The sequence below is a fragment of the Polynucleobacter bastaniensis genome, from assembly GCF_018882205.1.
GTDB classification, from domain to species: domain Bacteria; phylum Pseudomonadota; class Gammaproteobacteria; order Burkholderiales; family Burkholderiaceae; genus Polynucleobacter; species Polynucleobacter bastaniensis.
This window is the reverse complement of sequence record NZ_JACVOU010000001.1, coordinates 39,463-59,609: the sequence shown is the minus strand read 5'-3', so window position 1 is coordinate 59,609 and position 20,147 is coordinate 39,463. Positions and strand designations below refer to the sequence as shown.

Sequence of the window (20,147 nt, the reverse complement as noted above, 5' to 3'; positions counted from 1 at the left end):
ATACTAATTTAACTGAATCAGTTCACTAATACAGCATGACGGCTAAACCAGAACAAAAATACCCACTGACCTCCGAAGTTTTTGCAGCCCTTGAAGTGACTAAAAGGGGGTGTGATGAGTTATTGGTTGAGGCCGATTGGATTCAAAAGCTGGCTAAAAGCCAAGCAACGGGTACTCCCTTACGTATTAAGCTGGGTTTAGATCCTACTGCGCCTGATATTCATTTGGGTCATACAGTTGTACTGAACAAATTACGTCAGCTCCAAGATTTAGGTCACACCGTGATTTTCTTGATTGGTGATTTCACGAGCATGATTGGTGATCCTTCTGGACGAAATGCAACACGCCCGCCGCTAACTGCAGAAGAAATTGCTGTCAATGCCCAGACTTACTATCGTCAAGCGAGCATGGTCCTTGACCCCGCTAAAACTGAAGTCCGCTATAACAGCGAATGGTGTGATCCACTGGGCGCGCGCGGTATGATTCAGTTGGCGGCACGATATACCGTTGCGCAAATGTTGGAGCGGGATGACTTTACCAAGCGCTACCGTAGTGGTGTACCCATCTCTGTACATGAGTTTTTATATCCATTGATGCAAGGTTATGACTCTGTTGCTTTGAAGAGCGACCTAGAGCTCGGTGGCACTGATCAGAAATTTAATCTTTTAGTTGGACGTGAGCTCCAACGTGAGTATGGCCAAGAGCCACAATGCATTTTGACTATGCCACTCCTTGTTGGTTTGGATGGCGTGGATAAGATGAGTAAGTCCAAAGGTAATTACATTGGCATTAGCGAGCCTACTGGTGAGATGTTCGGCAAGCTCTTGAGCATCTCCGATGAATTGATGTGGGATTACTTCACATTATTGTCATTCCGCCCCATTGCTGAGATTGATTTAATGAAGCAAGAAGTTGCTGCCGGCAGAAATCCTAAAGATTGCAAAGTGTTACTCGCACAAGAAATCGTTACACGCTTCCATTCGCAAGCTGCAGCAGAAAAAGCACTTGAAGACTTTAATCACCGTGCTAAAGGCGGTATACCTGACGAGATTCCGGAAGTTAGTCTGACTGGTGCTCCAATGGGCATCGCCAGTCTTCTCAAGGCTGCAGGCCTTGCCCCATCAACATCAGAGGCGATACGCAACATCGAGCAAAACGGTGTGAAGATTGATGGCGCAACAGTTGCTGATAAGCAACTTAAAGTTGAGGCTGGTACCTATGTTGTACAGGTAGGCAAACGTAAGTTTGCTAGGGTAACCCTGAATTAAGCTTGAATTAACTCCTAAGGCTCTATTGCGGAGTTACTTGGTGGTGTGAGCCCAAAGTGTTCATAGGCTTGACGCGTCGCTACTCGGCCACGAGAGGTTCTTTGTAGGTAGCCTTGTTGAATTAGGTAAGGCTCCAATACATCCTCAATGGTGTCACGCTCTTCGCCAATTGCTGCAGCCAAGTTATCAATGCCTACAGGACCGCCATCAAACTTGTGCAAGATAGCCTCCAATAATTTTCTATCCATCACATCAAAACCGCTTGGGTCGACATCAAGCATCTTCAATGCGGCATCAGCCATGTCTTTAGTGATGGTACCAGTGCCCTTGACTTCAGCATAGTCACGTACTCGACGCAATAGGCGATTGGCGATACGTGGAGTGCCTCTAGCACGCTTTGCAATCTCAATTGATCCCTCAGGGTCAATATCAGCCTTAAGTAGGCTTGCGGAGCGCGTAATAATTTTTGTGAGCTCTTCAGTGGTGTAGAACTCGAGTCTTGCCACGATGCCAAAGCGATCACGCAGTGGATTAGTCAGCATGCCAGCGCGAGTGGTTGCGCCAATTAAAGTAAAAGGCTTGAGATCAATCTTGACACTTCGCGCTGCAGGACCCTCACCAATCATGATGTCCAGGCTGTAGTCCTCAAGAGCAGGATAGAGGATTTCTTCAACTACCGGAGAGAGGCGATGAATCTCATCAATAAAAAGCACATCGTTTGCCTCTAAATTGGTGAGTAAGGCAGCGAGGTCGCCAGGTCTGTCTAGAACTGGGCCACTAGTTTGGCGCAAGTTCACACCAAGCTCTCTAGCTATGATGTGCGCTAAGGTGGTTTTACCTAATCCGGGAGGGCCAAACAAGAGAACGTGATCCAGAGCTTCTTGTCTTGCTCTGGTCGCGGTAATGAAAATCTCTAATTGTGCGCGGGCTTTGGTTTGACCAACATACTCATCAAGTTGTTTTGGGCGCAAGGCCCTTTCAAAAACAGCTTCAGAATTACCTACTGCGCCACTAACAATACGGTCATTGCCCTCCGGTAAATCTTCGGGGATTGAACTGAGGTCTTCTGTGTGGATTGCCATACTGCAAGTGTAGTGGTGTTTGGATAACTACTTATGAAGTCTTCGAGAGGTATTTCAGACCCATACGGATACCATCCGATACGGTAGTATCCGGCGGGATTTGTTTGAGGGCGAGATGAGCCTCTTTTTCTGAGTAACCCAGCGCCAAGAGGGCCTGTAATACCTCGCTGCTTGCTTCAACTGCCTGCAGCTTATCGCCAACGATTCCTAAATCTGGAGCCAACTTTCCTTTGAGCTCAAGGCAAAGACGCTCAGCAGTCTTTTTACCAATGCCAGGGACTTGAGTTAAGCGTCCTGCTTCTTGCATGGCAATAGCTTGTGCTAATTCATTGACGCTCATGCCAGAAAGTACGGCAAGTGCCGTGCGTGAACCAACGCCGCTAATCTTAATCAGCTGTCTAAATGCTTCACGTTCAGTTTCAGTAGCAAATCCAAAAAGTTGCTGCGCATCTTCACGAACTTGAAAATGTGTTAGAAGTGTGATTTTTTGATTGGTCTCTGGTAGCTGGTACAGGGTGCTCATGGGCACATCGATCTCATAACCAACACCTTGGCAATCTACCAAGAGGCGGGGCGGATGAACTGAAACGAGGATACCTTGAATGCGACCAATCATATAAAGATCTTAACCTGTTTGTATTGTTATTTCTTGCTACTCTTTTTGGGTGCAAGAGTGGCAGCAATTGCTTTCGGAATCTGGGCGTGATGTGCAGCGCAAATCGCTACCCCTAAAGCATCTGCAGCATCTGTTCCGGGTGCGCGGCTAAGGCGTAGTAAACGTTTTACCATTTCTTGAACTTGTGGCTTAGTAGCTCTACCGGAGCCCACAATGGATTGCTTTACTCTTAATGCACTGTATTCAGCAACGGGAAGTTTATCTGAGACTAAAGCTGCTATCACTGCACCTCGCGCTTGACCCAGCATGAGGGTAGAGCGAGGATTGACGTTCAGAAACACTTCTTCGATAGCTGCTTGCTCTGGGTGGTAGGTCTCTAAAACCTCTTTGATCCCCGAGTACAGGATCCCTAATCTCGCAGGTAGGCCTTGGTCAGGATCACCACTTTCAATCGTCCCAGAAGCAACATAAATGAGCTTTTGGCCATCAACATCAATGACACCAAAACCGGTTGTTCGTAGACCTGGGTCGATTCCTATCCAGCGCATAAATGATTAGTGACGGAAGTGGCGTGTGCCAGTGAAGATCATGGCGATACCATGCTCATTGGCCGCCGCAATGATCTCGTCATCACGCATACTGCCACCAGGCTGAATGGCGCAACTTGCTCCACCATTCACAACGACATCTAAGCCATCTCGAAATGGAAAGAAGGCATCACTTGCCACCGCAGAGCCTTTCAGGCTAAGACCAGCATTTTCAGCCTTAATACTTGCCATGCGAGCAGAGTCTACGCGGCTCATTTGGCCTGCGCCAATACCCAGCGTCATGCCATTAGCGCAATACACAATCGCATTGGATTTCACAAATTTTGCAACGCGCCATGCAAACATCATGTCGTGCATTTCGCTTGGAGTTGGGAGTCGCTTGCTGACAACACGCATTTCATTCTCAAGCACGTTCTTCGCATCGGGGGATTGCACTAGTAAGCCACCACCCACGCGTTTGAAGTCAAAAGTATTAAATGCAGTACCCAGAGGAATCTCTAAGAGACGCACATTTTGTTTGGCAGCGAAGATGGATTTTGCTTCATCACTAAAGCTAGGGGCAATTAACACCTCCACGAACTGCTTAGAAATTGCTTCAGCTGCAGCGCCATCACAGGGCACATTAAAAGCAATGATTCCCCCAAAGGCTGAACTTGGATCTGTTTTGAAAGCCTTTTGATAGGCCTCAATGGCGTTGGCAGCAACAGCTACACCACAAGGATTAGCGTGTTTGATGATGACGCAGGCTGCAGCACCACCAGCATTACCAGTGAAGCTTTTGACGCACTCCCAGGCAGAGTCAGCATCAGCGATGTTGTTATAAGAAAGTTCTTTGCCTTGCAATTGTTTGTAATTCGCAAGCGCGCCATCGACCGGATGGATATCTTTATAGAAAGCGGCCGATTGGTGTGGGTTCTCACCATAACGCATCTCTTGTACTTTTTCAAAGGCAAGGTGCAGTGTTTCTGGATAAGCAGAACGCTGCTTGTGATCGAGGTCATCACCTAGTGCAGATAAATAATTTGCAATCGCGCCATCATACTGAGCAGTGTGGGCAAATACTTTTTTGGCCAAACTCAAATTGGTCTCATAAGAAACTATATTTTGATTGACTTTCATTTCTTCGAGAACAGGCGCGTAATCATCTGGGGAAATCAATACAGTCACATCTTGATGATTCTTAGCGGCAGCGCGCAACATCGCAGGACCACCAATATCGATGTTTTCAACTGCATCTTCAAATGAACAATCCGCTTTAGCAACTGTCTCATTAAATGGATAAAGATTAATCACGAGCATATCGATCGTATCGATGCCATGTGCTTTTAAGGCAGCCATATGCTCAGGAAAGTCTCGGCGAGCCAATAAACCGCCATGCACCATCGGATGTAAGGTCTTTACGCGACCATCGAGCATCTCTGGAAACTTAGTAAGCGAAGCTACTTCCACTACGGGTAGATTATTTTCAGCCAGAAGTTTTGCAGTACCACCAGTAGAGATCAGCTTGATGCCTTGCTCATGAAGGGCTTTAGCGAACGGCACAATGCCATTTTTATCGGAAACAGAGAGTAAGGCTGTGCGGATCATATTTTTCAGAAGGTTGAATTAATCAAGAGTTTGCAAATGGGGTCTGACTTATTTCAGGAGCTGATGCTCAACTAACTTCTTATGAAGCGTATTACGGTTGATGCCAAGGTACTGTGCCGCCAAAGATTGATTCTGCTTTGCGTGCTGCATTACCAATTCCAGCATGGGCTTTTCAACTACTGCGAGAACCATTTGATACAAGTCAGAGGGAGGTGTTCCTTTGAGATCATCCAAGTAAGCTTGGAGTTGAGTCTCAATGCATTCGGTGATGGGGTGCTTATTAGTCATGGATAAATTAAATAAAAAACTAAATTTAGGCTGCTTCTAAAAATAACAAACTATCTGAATGGGATTTCATTTCATTGAAAAAATCATTCACCATTTGTAATTGGGTTTTGCAATCATCGGCAGTGTTCATTCTTTGGCGGAAGGCATGGGAGTCACGCAAGCCCTTGCAGTACCAACCGATATGTTTACGCGCTGTGCGCAGGCCGACATATTCACCATAAAACTCATAGTGATCTATCAGATGGGCATTCATGATCTCTTGAATCTCATTAATCTGCGGCGTTGGTAATTTTCCGCCTGTTTCCAGAAAGTGATTAATCTCACGAAAAATCCAAGGACGTCCCTGAGCAGCGCGACCAATCATGATGGCATCAGCACCGGTTTCTTTCAAAACAAATTCTGCTTTTTCTGGAGTGGTGATGTCGCCATTGGCAACCACCGGAATGACAACACTATTTTTTACTGCGGTAATAGTTTCATATTCAGCTTCGCCGTGATACAGATCAGATCGAGTACGGCCGTGAACTGTCAGCATGGAGATGCCAGATTGCTCAGCAAGGCGCGCAATATGAATCGCATTTTTATGTTCACGATCCCAGCCTGTTCGAATCTTTAAGGTCACGGGCACCGCATCAGGACCCACCCCTACAGCCTGAACTACTGCTTCTAAAATTTGCTGCACCAAGGGCTCATCTCTTAGCAGTGCGGAACCAGCCGCAACATTACATACCTTTTTGGCTGGGCAACCCATATTGATATCAATAATTTGGGCGCCATGATCAACGTTAAGCTTGGCTGCAGCAGCCATCATCTGCGGATCAGCCCCAGCAATTTGGACTGCGATAGGCTTAAATTCACCTTGGTGGTTAGCGCGACGTTGGGTTTTTTCGCTCTTCCAAAGCAAAGCGTTGGAGGCGATCATTTCAGTTACGGCATAACCAGCACCGAGCTTTTTGCAAAGCTGACGAAATGGACGATCCGTTACCCCAGCCATTGGGGCAACAAACAATTTATTTGCGAGAAGGTATGAGCCAATCTTCATGTGTTTCAGGCTAGGTTCCGGAGGGCTTTTATGGCTAGAGGAAAGGGTGTCACTTTAGCACAAATCGGCCAGCATTTGCCTAAAAATTAGGCACACTCCATGACTGAGGTCAAGCAGGAAATACTTGTATTTTGGAGGCTATCTCAGCCTCTTAGCGCCTACCAAACATCATCTGCCGGGCTAAGGCTGTTTTGATGGGAGGAAGCCATTGGAGAGCCGATAAACCCAATCCACGACCAATTACAACAGGAAGTAGATTGGAGGTGAAGATTCTGGCCATGAAGTCGGTTAGACCTATGGTGGCGGAACGATCGAGCTTGCGACTTTGGGCATATTCCTGCAGGGTGGTTTCAATGGCCATAGGCGTTTTCTGATCCTCAGACTTAGAGAAGAGGATGCTGAGTTTTTCAGCCAAGAGATAAGCATCTCTCAATCCAAGATTGAGACCCTGTCCCGCAACGGGATGCAAGGTCTGGGCAGCATTGCCAATCCAAACTTCATTTCCTTGAGTAATTTCTTTGCGGTAATTGAGTCCTAGTTCGTAAAGTCGGCGATCTTGGATTTTAAGAAATTGTCCAATGCGTGAGCCAAACTCAGCTTGCAAGCTTTTCAGAAAATCAGCATCACTTAAAGCTAGGCGTGCCTGTGATGAACTTGGAGTTCCACACCAAATCAGATTCAGAATCTTGGGCCCATAGTGGCTAGGTAAAACAGCCAAAGGTCCTTCAGAAGTGAAGCGCTCCCATGCTTGGAAGGGCAATGCATTCTCAACCTCCACTAAGCCAACTAAAGCTGATTGTTCATAGTCTCTGCCGGATTCCACCCAGTCTTGGGTTTTAAATAAACCACCTTCAGCATGCACTACACACTTGGCTTGAATGTTTTCAGCATCGTCACTGGCGTCGATATGTTTCCAAATAAAGTGGGGACTATTTTTTTGAATATCTCTTAAGGCTTTACGCAGAGTGAGATGTATATCGCGATAACGAATGATATGGCCTAAAGCCTCTTGACCAAGCTCTTCGCGGGTCATCAGAGCACGACCAAAGCGACCTGCTTGCGAGACATGCACCCGATGAATATCAGCACATTCAGTAGACCACGCATTGATAGTATCTAGCAGTAGCTTGCTGCCGTGAGATAGGGCAACTCCTCGGCTATCAGCATTAACTAAATCAGCGTCATCTACAGAATTGCGATCCAGTAGCGCGATATTGGCTTCAGGAAATTTTTGCAAGCACCATGCTGTACAGGCTAAGCCAACTGGCCCACCGCCCTGAATCACAATATCGAAGTTTTCTGCTGACATGCTTGCTAATTTATTTTGTATTGGTAAGACTTTAATTATTTTTCATGAGTGCTTCGATTTCATCTGCTTTAACTGGCGCGCCACGAGAAATCAATTCACATCCAGAATCGTTCACTACGGCATCATCCTCAATGCGGATGCCGATATTCCAAAAGCTTTCATCTACATCATCAGCAGGACGAATATATAAGCCTGGCTCGATAGTGAGTGCCATGCCTGGCTTAAGAACACGCCATGGCTTTTCTGAAGCGTTTGCTGCTGCGTCAAGTGGTTCGCGATAGGAGCCAACATCATGCACATCCATGCCCAACCAATGTGAGGTGCGGTGCATATAAAAGCGACGATAGGCTTCAGTCTCGATTGCGTTATCCAAAGAGCCTAATTCCGCCAGCTTAAGCAGCTTCTCATCTAGTAAGCCTTGCGTGAGCACTTTAAGCGCTGCCTCATGGGGTTGCATAAATGTATTGCCGGGCTTCGTCATTGCGATAGCGGCTTCTTGCGATGCAAGCGTAATGTCATATAGAGCGCGTTGTGGACCCGAGAATTTTCCGTTCACCGGGAAGGTGCGAGTGATATCTGAAGCATAGCTATCAAGCTCGCAACCCGCATCAATGAGACACAGGTCTCCGCTACGCAGCTCAGTATTACCAGCGCGGTAATGCAGGATGCAAGAGTTGGCGCCACCAGCAACGATGCTGTTGTACGCAACACTTTGTGCACCGCTATAGCGAAACTCGTGAAGTAGTTCTGCCTCGAGATGATATTCATGCACACCAGGTTTGCAGGCTTGCATGGCACGAATGTGAGCACGCGCAGAAATCGCGGCTGCACGACGCATGATGTCAATCTCATGAGCATCTTTAAAAAGACGCATCTCATGAATCAAACTTTCAACATCATGAAATTCCGAAGGGGGGTTCACGCCAGCACGCGCCTGCGCTCGCACTTGTTTCATCCAATGGCGTAAGCGACGATCTATTTCGGCGCTTTCTGAAAGGCGAATATAGACAGCATCTTGATCTGCTAATAACTCACCCAGTTTTTTATCTAAGTCATGATTACTATGCGCATACTCCACTCCCAAGGCTACTGGTGCGGCGTCTGGTCCTAAACGAATGCCATCCCAAATTTCACGCTCTGCATCCTTGGGCCTGCAAAAAAGATGTGACTCCAATTGGGGTTGTGATGTCGATCCAGTAATTTTGAGTACGAGGCTTGCACCTGGCTCTTCAAAGCCAGTGAGGTAGAAAAAATCACTGTCATGACGATAGGGAAACTCACTATCTCGATTACGCGCTGTCTCGAGCGCTGTAGTGATGATGGCAATGCCACCATCAGTTTTGGCGCAGATCAGTTTTGCGAGCTCAACTCGACGTTGTTGGTAAATGGCGGAATTATTCATTTGCTGCATTGAGTTCTTGTAATCGTTGGGGTGTACCTACATCGTGCCACGGTCCGGTATATTTTTCACCGGATACCTTATTTTTAGCCATAGCCTCCCTCAAAATTGGAGCGAGCTTAATAGGCGCGTCTAATTCCAGGTCCTTAAAAAGATCCCGGTGATAGAGTCCAATGCCCGAAAAGGTAAGTTTTTCAGCGCCATCTAGGGGTTCATTGGCTACCTGAGAGCCCTTAATATAAAAGTCACCTTTAGGATGTTGAGTTGGGTTGGGAACCATTAAAAGGTGTGCCAGAGGTTTATTTGGCATGCTTCGTAATTCAGAAGCGAGGTCCAAGAGCTTATCAATTGGCAGGTTTGGGCTAAAAACATCCCCATTGATCACTAGGAAATAATCGCTTGGCTTCAGTAAAGGCAAGGCTTTCCGAATACCGCCCGCCGTTTCTAGGGCGCTAGTTTCTGGGGAGTAGCTAATGTTGAGCCCAAATTGACTGCCATTTCCCAAGGATTCTTCAATCTTCTTACCAAGCCAAGCGTGATTAATTACTACATCTTTGATGCCTGCATCACTGAGCGCCTCCAAATGCCAGGCTAGTAAGGATTTATTTTTAATGGTGAGGAGCGGTTTGGGTAGTTCATCTGTCAAGGGACGCATGCGCTCGCCTCGACCTGCTGCCAATAAAAAGCATGGAATAGGATTGGGCTTATTCATGATGAGCGACTATTCATCCAAAGTAGTGCGCGTCGATTCTAGGATGCGTGCCAAGGGCTTTAATTCAATGTAACGATTGGCAGTCGCAATCGCATACTCAAGCACCAATGGAATATCCTTGAGATAACCATCTTTGCCATCACGATGAAACAGTCTTGCAAAAATACCCAAGACCTTCAGGTGCCGTTGTAAACCCATCCACTCAAAGTCACGATAGAACTGACCAAAATCGTTTGGCATGGGCAAGCCTACTTGACGACCTTCTTCCCAAAATTTAATGACCCAATCAATCACGCGTTCTTCAGGCCATGCAATGTAAGCGTCACGCCAGAGTGAAGATGCGTCGTAAGTGATGGGACCATAGACTGCATCTTGAAAGTCAATCACGCCAGGATTATTTTTTTCAGTCACCATCAGATTGCGTGAATGGTAGTCACGATGAACATAGACTTGTGCCTGCGCAAGATTATTTTGAAGAATAATTTCAAATGCTTGCTTAATCTGCAAATTCTGAAGTTTACTTAATTCGATATGCAGATGTTTTCCTAAATACCACTCAGGAAATAAATCTAGCTCACGTTTCAGCAATGCCTCATCATAGTTTGGTAACACATTTGGTTTACTTGCTAATTGCATTTGCACTAAGGCGTACGTTGCGTCTTTATAGAGAGCGTCGGCACTCTCCGAATTGAGTTCTGCAAGGTAAGTTTTAGCGCCCAGATCGTTGAGTAAAAGAAAGCCCTCAGCGACATTTTTTTCTAAGATTTTCGGAACATTTAAACCGGCATTTTCGAGTAATAAATCGACCTCAATAAAAGTGCCCAAGGGCTCGTGATGGGGTGGGGCGTCCATCACGATCAAAGTTGGAAAATCTAGGTTTTTGGACGCAATCCGGAAATACCGCCTAAAGCTGGCATCTGCCGAGGCAGGGGCCAAAGTGGTTAGATCTAATTGCCAGCGAGGCTCAAGGCCTTTTAGCCAGTTACGTAGGGTGTCTAAGCGAGAGTCGGTCATGGTCGATTCGTATAATAAGGCTGGTCTGGATCTATGAGTCATTATCGCCGTCGTGCCGGCCTTTGCGCCCCTCTTTTTGTATCTATTACCCTGCGTTTAATGATGGGGGTTGTATTGTCGCAATTTGCGCTCGCAAGTCAGGCTCAGGCACCCGCACCTTTACCCCCCTCAGCACAGTCTTTAGGTAGCTCCGCTAACTCCGTTTTAATCCCCGATCGTGGCGATGTCACTGTCTTGAAGTTAGATGATCAATTACGAGTTGGTAAACCGATTAATGATGGTCAAGCTTTAACCTTTACCTCTAGCGATTCGATTGATGGAATCGTTGATCGCGAAATGCGTTTAAAAGGGCGTGCACAAATTCGTCGTAATGGCGCAGTGATTAAAGCAGACGAAATTAAATACGACCCTGATACTGATGTAGCCAATTTGTCTGGCAATACGGAGTTTTCAAAAGGCAACACATCCTTCAAGGGACCTAAAGCACGTTTTAGAGTGGATGCTCGTGAAGGAGAAATGGAAACTCCTTACTATGAGCTGCGTGATAACCGTGCGAGCGGTAATGCAAAAAAACTGACGATCCAAACTACCGATGTATTTGTGTTTGATAAAGCCACCTATACAACTTGTACTCCAGAAAATTTAGATTGGTATTTCACAGCCAGTACGCTGGAAATTGATAATGAGCAAAAAGAAATGGTTGGCACGCACGGTGTCATGCGATTCTTTGATGTGCCCATTGCTTACACGCCTTACTTCACTGCACCAACATCCAATCAACGCCGCTCTGGAATATTGTCCCCGGTAACTGGATACAATTCTAATAATGGCTGGGATACAACATTACCTTATTACGTCAACATCGCACCTAATCGAGATCTGCTCTTATTGCCACGTTATATGAACCAGCGTGGCACACAATTAGGTGCATGGTATAGATTTATGGATAAGCAATATTCTGGAGCACTTGCCGGTGATTACTTGCCTTACGATAAAAAAACAGGCACAAGTCGTTGGCGTTATGACTGGCAGCAAAGACAAAACTTTAGTGGCGACTCATCGGTGGGAATGGGTGGAATCCCGATCGTTGGTGCATGGACAGGCTATGCCAATGTGGCCCGAGTTTCAGATGGTAAGTATCCAACTGACTTTTCCCAAAGTATCGCTGGTGCGGTTACTAGCCAGTTCCGTCAAGAGGTCGGCACTACTAAAAACTTAACGGGAAGCTTAAGTAATTGGACTGTGGGGGCCAGGGCAATGACTTTCCAGACTTTGCAGCCTGATCCTACTGTGACGGTACAGGCTCCATACAATATTTTGCCTAATGTCACTGCTGCTTATAACAATCGTTTAGCACCAGCAGTTGTTGATGCAAGTGGTAAGTACATTACTTTACCCACCGGCCCTGCAACGACTTTTTCAACCGATTTCACGCGCTTTGCCTATAACATTGGTGGTAACTTGGCGGCAACTGCTCCGGGTGCTTACAGTCAGGCCGATCGAACGGTGATTAAGGGCGCCATAGCCCTTCCCCAGATTACGCCTGGTTACTACATCACTCCAAAAGTGAGTTTTCAGTCAAACACCTATAACGTAACACCATACAACCCTGTGGGTGCCCCAGCTGCTCAAGGATTCACTATTCCTACATTGAGTTTGGATTCAGGCTTGGCATTTGAAAGAGATGCGGCTGAATTAAAAGGTTTCTTTGGGCGCGATATGTTGCTCACAATGGAGCCAAGAGCTTTTTACGTTTATACGCCATTTGAGAGCCAGGCTCAAACTCCTCTGTTTGATACGGCGGATGCCGGTTTTGGTGTCAGTCAAATTTTTAGTGAAAATACTTTCGTTGGTAATGACCGTATTGCAGATAACAATAAGTTAACGGGTGGCATCACCAGTCGCATGATCGAGGCCAATACCGGCGCAGAACGAGCCAATGTAACCCTTGCACAACGTCAAGCCTTTACGGGGCAGAAGGTGGGCCTCAATGGCACTATTGCAAACCCTACAACCTATTCGGACACATTGGGCTCTGCTTCAGTTCGCCTGCTTGGCAACTTTAGTACAGATGTATTTGGACAGTACAACACGCAACTAAATCGCTTAGTCCAAACAACAGTAGGTGGTAGTTGGCGGCCTACGCCTGGAAGAAGTTTGAATTTTGGCTATCGGAATGTTTGGACTCCGCCAACACAAGCATCTATTCAGAATAACCAAGCGTTTGTCCCCTCAGCAACCACTACTGATCAATACAATGTTTCAGGGCAATGGCCTATTACGCGTGAAGTATCTGTTTTGGGCCGTTGGGGTTATGATGCTTTAACCACTAAAACGCTCAATACGCTGGTGGCCTTAGAGTGGACGCGTGACTGCTGGACTTTACGCGGCGCTTACTCACAGATGCTCAACACCTCACAAATTACAACTACTCAGGTTTTATTCCAAATAGAATTTAGGGGCTTTGGTAGTGCTGGTAGTAATCCAGTTGATATCATGAAGCTTAATGTTCCCGGATATATGCCTACTTCCAAGCCTATACCACCTTCAATTTATGAGAACTATCAATGATGCGTAGGAATCGATTTAACCAAGTACTTGCAGCCATTATTTTGGCTGGTGCTGCTTTTCTGTCTCAGCTTACGTTTGCACAAGATAGCTCAAAGACTTCAGCTGATAGCAAAATTCGAAATATTGATGGTGTTGCGGCAGTTGTGAATACAGGCTACGTGACGCGTAAGGAGATTGATGATCGGATCGCTGCTCTGCAAAAGCAGGGGGGCAAGCTTCCCGATGCTGCCGAGTTGCGTAAGACAGTACTTGAGCGCCTCATCCTTGAAAAAATTCAATTACAAAATGCTGATCAAGAAGGCATTGCAGTAAGCAACAAAGAGCTAGATAAGATTATTGGTGATATTGCTGCCAAGAATAAATTAACACTGGCTGAGTTAAAAGTAAAAATTGCCGCTACTGGCAGTACTTATGAGCGCTATAGTCAAATGCTGCGCGATGATGTGATTATTAGTCGTTACCGAGAGCGTGAGGTCGAGGGTAAGGTCAAGATTTCTGATGCGGAGATAGATAACTTTATTTCTGACCGCAATCGTGAGGTGGCTGGTGGAGGAAAGCCTGCACGCTCAATCCCTGCTGCAAAAGGTGAACCAGAAGAGATCGACCTTGCGCAGATTTTTATTCCTGCAGATGCCAATGCTGGGGCTAGTGCTCAGGCTGAGGCAAAGAAGAAGGCGGAAGCCCTTTTACGTGAAGCTCGTGGGGATGTCGATTTCTTGCAGTTAGGTGCAATGGCCGCAAAAGATAATCCAAAAATTAAGTTTCAAGATTTGGGTTACCGTACCCCAGATCGCCTTCCGCAACTGTTTTATGAGGCTGTCAGAAATACAGGCAGTGGACAAGTTGCCAATGCTGTAGTGAAGAGCCCCGCGGGCTACCATGTTCTGAAGGTTTTAGATCGTCGAGCGCTAGTTGCTGGCGCTCCTGAGCCGCAGCAAGCTGCCCCCCAAGAAAGTGCGACCACCCCACAAAATATTATGGTGACGCAGACTTTGTCTCGCCATATTTTGTTACGCAGTCGTGCGGGCTTGACAGACCAAGATGCTGAAAGACGTCTCTCGGGTTACCGTGATCAGGTTCGTGCAAAAACTGCTGATTTTGGTGACTTAGCTAAAAAATATTCTGAAGATGGGTCTGCTGCTAATGGAGGTAATTTAGGCTGGATGGGCCCTGGTGATTTAGTTCCAGAATTTGATCAAGCAATGAATCGCTTACAAATAGGTGAAGTTAGCAATCCAGTAAAGACGGAATTTGGTTGGCACTTAATTCAGGTGCTCGAGCGTCGTGAAGCGCAGTTGACTTTAGAGAAGCAACGTCAATTTGCACGTGCAGCTATTCGTGAACGTAAGTTCGAGCAGGCTTATCAAGATTGGCTACGTGAATTACGCGACACCGCTACGGTAAAGATCATTAACGCAGATGATCCAGCAGCTAGCCCCCGTTAATCTCGTTATTAGCTCTGGAGAGCCTGCAGGGGTTGGTCCAGAGGTTTCTATTGCAGCTGCATTAGCCTTCTTGCTAGAGCAGCCTGCAAGCACGATTACTTTACTTGGCGATCACAGCTTATTTTCAGCCACTGATGTTCCTAAAGAACTTCCTAATCGTTTGAAGCTCGAATCTATTCCGCTAGCTTCTCCAGCAACTGCAGGTCAATTAAATCCTGCCAACGCACAATATGTTCTGAGTATTCTGGATGCTGCAGTGAAGGGTTGTCTTAATGATCGTTTTGATGCCATGGTGACTGCGCCAATACAAAAGAGCACGATCAACCAAGGAAATACTTCAAATGAGGATTTATTTGCCGGTCATACAGAATACCTAGCAAAGCTTTGCCATCAAGATCATGTTGTCATGATGTTGTGCGCGACATTACCGGTTGGCTTCTTAGGATTACATAACCGCTGTGACCTTCGGGTAGCCTTGGTGACAAACCATCTACCCTTAAGGGAGGTTCCTAGTACGCTGAGCCAACAGCATATTCTGGAAACCATTCAGATTGTCGATCGGGATCTTCGGGCAAAGTTTGGCATTACTAAACCTATCATTCGGGTAGCGGGACTCAATCCGCATGCGGGTGAATCCGGTTATCTTGGGCGTGAAGAAATTGATGTCATTATTCCTGCTGTCGAGGCTGCTAAAGATTTGGGTATTCAAGTAAGTGGACCTTATCCAGGGGATACGATGTTTGATGTTAAGGCTTTGGATAGCGTGGATGCGTTTATTGCGATGTATCACGATCAAGGCCTAGCGCCATTCAAGTTTGTCAGTTTTGGTGGTGGCGTGAATGTCACCCTAGGCCTGCCGATTATTCGTACTTCAGTAGATCATGGTACTGCGTTAGACATTGCTGGTAAAAATATTGCAGATTCAGGCAGCATGTTAGAGGCTTTGCGACTCGCCTATCAATTAGCGGTCAATGTAAAGAACGCAAAGAACACAAAGAACATAAAGAATCCCTCAACATGAGGCATCAAGCCCGTAAACGATTTGGTCAAAACTTTTTACAGGACTCCGGGGTCATTTATTCCATAGTGGCAGCAATCAATCCCAGTGAAAATATGCACGTGATTGAGATTGGCCCTGGCCTTGGCGCATTAACAAGGCCTTTATTAAGTAACCTAGAACACCTAGATCTTTTGGAGATTGACCGAGATTTAGTGGCTTACTGGAATCAAGAGAATCTCAAGGGTCTCAATGTGATTGAGGGAGATGCCCTCAAGTTTGATTTTCTAGGATGGGCAAATACACGCCCAGCCAATAGTGGTCTGTGTAAGGTGGTTGGCAACTTGCCTTACAACATCTCCTCTCCATTACTCTTTCATCTTGTTTCTGCTGCCCATGCAATTGATGAGCAGGTATTCATGCTCCAAGCTGAAGTAGTTGAGCGTATGGTCTCTAAGGCTGGCGGATCTGAATTCAGTCGGCTATCGGTGATGCTGCAAGCGCGCTACGATATGGAGCAAGTTTTAGAGGTTCCCTCTGAAGCATTTGATCCTCAGCCTAAGGTCAACTCTGCTGTAGTGCGTATGATTCCACGTAGAGATTTCGACTTGAGTGATGCGCAGTGGCATGCTTTGGAAAAAGTAGTAGCCGCAGCATTCTCTCAAAGAAGAAAAATGCTGCGTACGAACTTATCAGCCTTTGCTGATCGACTGTCTCTATCTGAATCTGAATTAAAAGCGCGTGCTCAGGATATTCCGGTGGAGCGCTACATTGAGTGGGCTAAAACTTTAGCCCATTAAGCCCCTGATTTCACTGGTAAGCAGCAGGATCAATCACCCGCATTTCAGCTTCAATCCACTTCTCTACTTCTTGATGAAGTTGGCCACCTGTTTTGCCGGTAGAGGGAATGGCAGGGCCGATTGAGAAGATCACTGTGCCTGCTTGCTTTAGAAAGCTATTCTTAGGCCAACAACGACCGGCATTGTGAGCAATTGGAATCACTAGTGCCTCGGTAGCACTTGCTAGCCTTGCACCACCTTTGCTATAGGGTTTGTGAGACCCGGTAGGCGTTCTGGTCCCCTCTGGAAACAACAAAATCCATTTACCTTCATTTAAGCGTTTTTTCCCTTGACCAACAACGGAGATGGCGGCAGTTTCTTTGCTGTTGCGATTAATGTGAATCATCTTGAGCAAAGCCAAAGCCCAGCCAAAGAAGGGAATCCAGAGCAACTCTCTTTTGAAGACAAAGCATACCTGCTTAGGTAGTAAGGCAATGTAAAAAATAGTTTCGTATGCGGATTGATGCTTACTTAGTACGACAACAGGTTTATCTAAAACTGCCATCATATTTTCCATGCCACGAATCTCGTAACGAATGCCGCAGAGTGGCTGCAAGATCCAGATGACGACTTTATTCCAAAGCCCAATAAAGCGATAGCGATTCTCGGGATTAAGAAACGGAAAAAACAGGATGCAAAGCACCGACCAGATCGGCGTAAATATCAGCAAAAAAAGGGTAAATAGGGCTGAGCGAATAAAAGTCATATTGGCATTAAACCTGATCTTGCATGAGCGCAGTAGCAAATGCCATCAAATCGGCATGAATCAGCGTGCCTTCTGGGAGGCTGCCTTTGTCTAAGGTTTTACTGCCCTTCCCGGTTAATACTAAATGCGGACTAGCACCCAAAGCAACCCCTGCTTGCAGGTCGCGTAAGGAGTCACCCACAATCGGCACTCCTAATAAAGGTGTAGCACTTTGATTTTTCTTATAGCGCAACGCTATCTCTTTCATCATCCCCGGTAGGGGCTTGCGGCAATTGCATGCATTGGCATCGGTATGCGGGCAAAAGAAAATACTATCGATATGACCGCCCAAGGGTTTGAGCAGTTTATCCATCTTGCTATGCATTGCATGCAGATCATTAATATTGAAATAGCCTCGTGCTAAACCCGATTGATTGGTTGCTACAGCGATTTGATAGCCCGCTTGATTCAGTAGTGCAATAGCCTCAAGACTACCCGGTAAGGGAACCCACTCATCACTCGACTTCACATAATCATCGCGATCCTCATTGATCACACCATCACGATCAAGAATGATGAGCTTAGAGGAGCTGTTGCTCATGCTAATTTGCCGAGGTCGGCAATCAGATTCATTTTCTGGTGAAGTTGTTGCAGGAGAGCAAGGCGGTTATCGCGCAGCTCTGGAATTGGATCCATCACCATGACATCAGTAAAGAATTGATCGATTGGATTGCTTAAGGCCACCAATGCCTTTAATAGGTCTACAAACCGACGTTGCTCATAAGCAGCAGTTAGTGTTGGAGTGAGTTTCTCAAGCGCTTCGTATAGAGCAATTTCGGCAGGAACTTGTAAGAGCTTACTTGAGCAAGCTCCTGGAATAGTGGTGGCATTCTTTTTCAGAATATTACTGATACGCTTGTTGGCAGCAGCTAATTGAGAAGCTTCTGCCAAGGCGTTAAATTCACGTAATGCAGCTAAGCGATCTATTAAGTCATTCAGTTGTGCAGGCGATTGACTTAATACCGCATCAATTTCTTCGGTAGTGAACGGTTTACCAGCAACCGCTTGGTCACGTAAGTAAGCACGTAGACGATCAATAATGAAGGCGTAAATATCTTCAGCTTTCGCCTTTTCTTGCACGTCTTTTTGCGAAAACTGTTTGCGAGCCAGCTCAATCAAGTCGGGCAGGCTTAGGCCGAGATTCTTTTCAAGTAAGAGTCGGCAGATTCCGAGAGCATGACGACGCAGGGCATAAGGGTCTTTATCACCAGTTGGCGCAAGACCAACACCCCAAATGCCAACGAGAGTTTCTAGCTTGTCGGCAATCGCTAAGATAGTGCCAGTTTGAGTCTGTGGCAATGCATCGCCAGCAAAGCGAGGCATGTAATGCTCGCTACAAGCAGAGGCTACTTCGGAATTTTCACCATCATGGTCTGCGTAGTAGCGACCCATGATGCCCTGGAGCTCGGGGAACTCACCAACCATATCAGTTAACAAATCCGTTTTTGCAATTTCAGCAGCACGGCTAGCAAGCGTCTCATCAGCCGATAAAGTTTTTGCAATGCCAACTGCAATACCTTGAACACGTTTGGTGCGATCCAATTGATTGCCGAGCTGATTGTGATAAACCACTTTTCCTAGATCGGCTACACGAGATGCCAATGGACGTTTTTGATCTTGTTGGAAGAAGAAGCGTGCATCGGAAAGTCTTGGACGCACTACACGTTCATTGCCGGAAATAATCGCTTCTGGTTTATCAGTCTCGATATTGGAAACAATTAAGAAGCGATTGCGTAACTTGCCTTGCTGATCAGTCAGTGCAAAGTATTTTTGATTGGTCTGCATTGTCAGAATCAGGCATTCTTGTGGAACCTCTAAAAACTCTTGATCAAAGTGGCATTCATAGATTGCTGCCCACTCTACTAAAGCAGTCACTTCGTCTAACAGGCTATCTGGCATCAACACTAAATCAGCACCAGCAGCTTTTAATAATGCAGATTTGATAAATTCATGGCGCTTATTGAAGCTTGGCAATACTTTTGCTTTAGTAGTGAGATCGGACTCATACTGATCGGCAGAGGCAATCGTAATAAGGCCTGGAGCTAAAAAGCGGTGACCTTCTGTTTGGTTTGCTGCATCAATGCCTAATGCGCTGATATGCAATGTTTGTTTGCCATGGAGAGCAATGATGCGGTGCGCAGGACGTGCAAACTCAACGTCTGCTAGTTCACCATTTTTTTGTAGCACTTGATAGTGCATCATTTTGGCAATGGGTAATTTGCCCAGTGTTTGCTCGAGGGCTTGTTGAGCAGTTTGCTCTAATGCCGCACCTTTGGCGATGACATTAAGATATAGGGCTTCATTCTTACCTTCGCCCGCTTTTTCTAAGGTGGAGAGGTCAATATCTGCATAGCCCAAAGAGGCCAATTTCTTTTGCAGTGGTGCAGTTGGCTTTCCATCAGCATCAAAAGCAATGCTAGTTGGGAGTAATTTTTCACGTACTGGATAGTCTGGAGCTTGGCTCAAGACATGAGTAATTTGAACAGCAAGGCGACGCGGTGTTGCATAGCCAATCGCAAGAGAGTTTTCACGCAAGAGTCCAGCAGCTTTTAGAGTTGAATAAATACCTTCACTAAAAGCATCGCCTAAGCGGCGCAATGATTTTGGTGGAAGCTCTTCGGTAAACAACTCAATCAGAAGGTTGTCTGATTGAGGGGCGGAATTCGGTGTACTCATAATTGGATC

The 20,147-nt window shown here is 46.2% G+C and carries 18 protein-coding genes; 5 read left to right on the top strand and 13 right to left on the bottom strand.

Annotated features, from left to right (window positions below):
* Positions 1-35: 35 nt before the first annotated feature.
* The gene (gene tyrS / locus ICN22_RS00300; RefSeq protein ID WP_216168357.1) at positions 36-1,268 is read left to right on the top strand and encodes a tyrosine--tRNA ligase; all 1,233 of its coding nucleotides are present in this window, start codon (positions 36-38) and stop codon (positions 1,266-1,268) included.
* Positions 1,269-1,282: 14 nt separating this feature from the next.
* Here tyrS and ruvB read toward each other — a convergent pair whose 3' ends face one another.
* From ruvB to ICN22_RS00250, 10 genes are all read right to left on the bottom strand, one after another.
* Entirely contained in the window at positions 1,283-2,350 is a 1,068-nt protein-coding gene (ruvB, locus tag ICN22_RS00295; RefSeq protein ID WP_216168356.1) for a Holliday junction branch migration DNA helicase RuvB, read from the bottom strand.
* A gap of 31 nt (positions 2,351-2,381) precedes the next feature.
* The gene (gene ruvA, locus ICN22_RS00290) at positions 2,382-2,966 is read right to left on the bottom strand and encodes a Holliday junction branch migration protein RuvA (protein ID WP_216168355.1); all 585 of its coding nucleotides are present in this window, start codon (positions 2,964-2,966) and stop codon (positions 2,382-2,384) included.
* 26 nt (positions 2,967-2,992) lie between these two features.
* Positions 2,993-3,514, bottom strand: a complete 522-nt coding sequence (ruvC, locus tag ICN22_RS00285) for a crossover junction endodeoxyribonuclease RuvC (protein WP_216168354.1) — start codon at positions 3,512-3,514, stop codon at positions 2,993-2,995.
* A gap of 6 nt (positions 3,515-3,520) precedes the next feature.
* Positions 3,521-5,101: a bifunctional phosphoribosylaminoimidazolecarboxamide formyltransferase/IMP cyclohydrolase gene (gene purH, locus ICN22_RS00280; protein ID WP_216168353.1), complete on the bottom strand. Its 1,581-nt coding sequence runs from the start codon at positions 5,099-5,101 to the stop codon at positions 3,521-3,523.
* Between the two features lie 48 nt (positions 5,102-5,149).
* The gene (locus ICN22_RS00275; RefSeq protein ID WP_215325802.1) at positions 5,150-5,389 is read right to left on the bottom strand and encodes a helix-turn-helix domain-containing protein; all 240 of its coding nucleotides are present in this window, start codon (positions 5,387-5,389) and stop codon (positions 5,150-5,152) included.
* Positions 5,390-5,414: 25 nt separating this feature from the next.
* Entirely contained in the window at positions 5,415-6,431 is a 1,017-nt protein-coding gene (gene dusB, locus ICN22_RS00270) for a tRNA dihydrouridine synthase DusB (RefSeq protein WP_216168352.1), read from the bottom strand.
* Positions 6,432-6,582: 151 nt separating this feature from the next.
* Positions 6,583-7,740 carry an FAD-dependent monooxygenase gene (locus ICN22_RS00265; protein WP_216168351.1) on the bottom strand — a complete coding sequence of 386 codons (1,158 nt, stop codon included), beginning with the start codon at positions 7,738-7,740 and terminating at the stop codon, positions 6,583-6,585.
* A gap of 31 nt (positions 7,741-7,771) precedes the next feature.
* The gene (locus tag ICN22_RS00260) at positions 7,772-9,142 is read right to left on the bottom strand and encodes an aminopeptidase P N-terminal domain-containing protein (protein ID WP_439650964.1); all 1,371 of its coding nucleotides are present in this window, start codon (positions 9,140-9,142) and stop codon (positions 7,772-7,774) included.
* Positions 9,135-9,851: an N-acetylmuramate alpha-1-phosphate uridylyltransferase MurU gene (gene murU, locus ICN22_RS00255; RefSeq protein ID WP_216168349.1), complete on the bottom strand. Its 717-nt coding sequence runs from the start codon at positions 9,849-9,851 to the stop codon at positions 9,135-9,137. The genes ICN22_RS00260 and murU overlap by 8 nt, the downstream gene beginning before the upstream one ends.
* Positions 9,852-9,860: 9 nt before the next feature.
* Entirely contained in the window at positions 9,861-10,865 is a 1,005-nt protein-coding gene (locus ICN22_RS00250; protein ID WP_216168348.1) for an aminoglycoside phosphotransferase family protein, read from the bottom strand.
* A 33-nt stretch (positions 10,866-10,898) separates the two neighbouring features.
* Between ICN22_RS00250 and ICN22_RS00245 the strand changes: the two genes are divergently transcribed.
* The 4 genes from ICN22_RS00245 to rsmA are packed head-to-tail and all read left to right on the top strand — an operon-like array spanning position 10,899 to position 16,678.
* Positions 10,899-13,436 (top strand): LPS-assembly protein LptD, encoded by a 2,538-nt coding sequence (locus ICN22_RS00245; protein WP_216168347.1) that lies wholly within the window; start codon positions 10,899-10,901, stop codon positions 13,434-13,436.
* Positions 13,433-14,881, top strand: a complete 1,449-nt coding sequence (locus tag ICN22_RS00240) for a peptidylprolyl isomerase (RefSeq protein WP_216168346.1) — start codon at positions 13,433-13,435, stop codon at positions 14,879-14,881. The genes ICN22_RS00245 and ICN22_RS00240 overlap by 4 nt, the downstream gene beginning before the upstream one ends.
* Positions 14,856-15,902, top strand: coding sequence for a 4-hydroxythreonine-4-phosphate dehydrogenase PdxA (gene pdxA, locus ICN22_RS00235; RefSeq protein ID WP_216168345.1), 1,047 nt, complete (start codon positions 14,856-14,858; stop codon positions 15,900-15,902). Before ICN22_RS00240 ends, pdxA begins: the two co-directional genes overlap by 26 nt.
* Positions 15,899-16,678 carry a 16S rRNA (adenine(1518)-N(6)/adenine(1519)-N(6))-dimethyltransferase RsmA gene (gene rsmA, locus ICN22_RS00230; RefSeq protein ID WP_216168344.1) on the top strand — a complete coding sequence of 260 codons (780 nt, stop codon included), beginning with the start codon at positions 15,899-15,901 and terminating at the stop codon, positions 16,676-16,678. The genes pdxA and rsmA overlap by 4 nt, the downstream gene beginning before the upstream one ends.
* A 10-nt stretch (positions 16,679-16,688) precedes the next feature.
* Here the strand turns inward: rsmA and ICN22_RS00225 are convergent, their stop codons facing one another.
* The 3 genes from ICN22_RS00225 to glyS are packed head-to-tail and all read right to left on the bottom strand — an operon-like array spanning position 16,689 to position 20,138.
* Positions 16,689-17,423, bottom strand: a complete 735-nt coding sequence (locus tag ICN22_RS00225; RefSeq protein ID WP_216168343.1) for a lysophospholipid acyltransferase family protein — start codon at positions 17,421-17,423, stop codon at positions 16,689-16,691.
* 7 nt (positions 17,424-17,430) lie between these two features.
* Positions 17,431-18,003 carry a D-glycero-beta-D-manno-heptose 1,7-bisphosphate 7-phosphatase gene (gene gmhB, locus ICN22_RS00220; RefSeq protein ID WP_216168342.1) on the bottom strand — a complete coding sequence of 191 codons (573 nt, stop codon included), beginning with the start codon at positions 18,001-18,003 and terminating at the stop codon, positions 17,431-17,433.
* The gene (glyS, locus tag ICN22_RS00215; protein ID WP_216168341.1) at positions 18,000-20,138 is read right to left on the bottom strand and encodes a glycine--tRNA ligase subunit beta; all 2,139 of its coding nucleotides are present in this window, start codon (positions 20,136-20,138) and stop codon (positions 18,000-18,002) included. The genes gmhB and glyS overlap by 4 nt, the downstream gene beginning before the upstream one ends.
* Positions 20,139-20,147 lie beyond the last annotated feature (9 nt).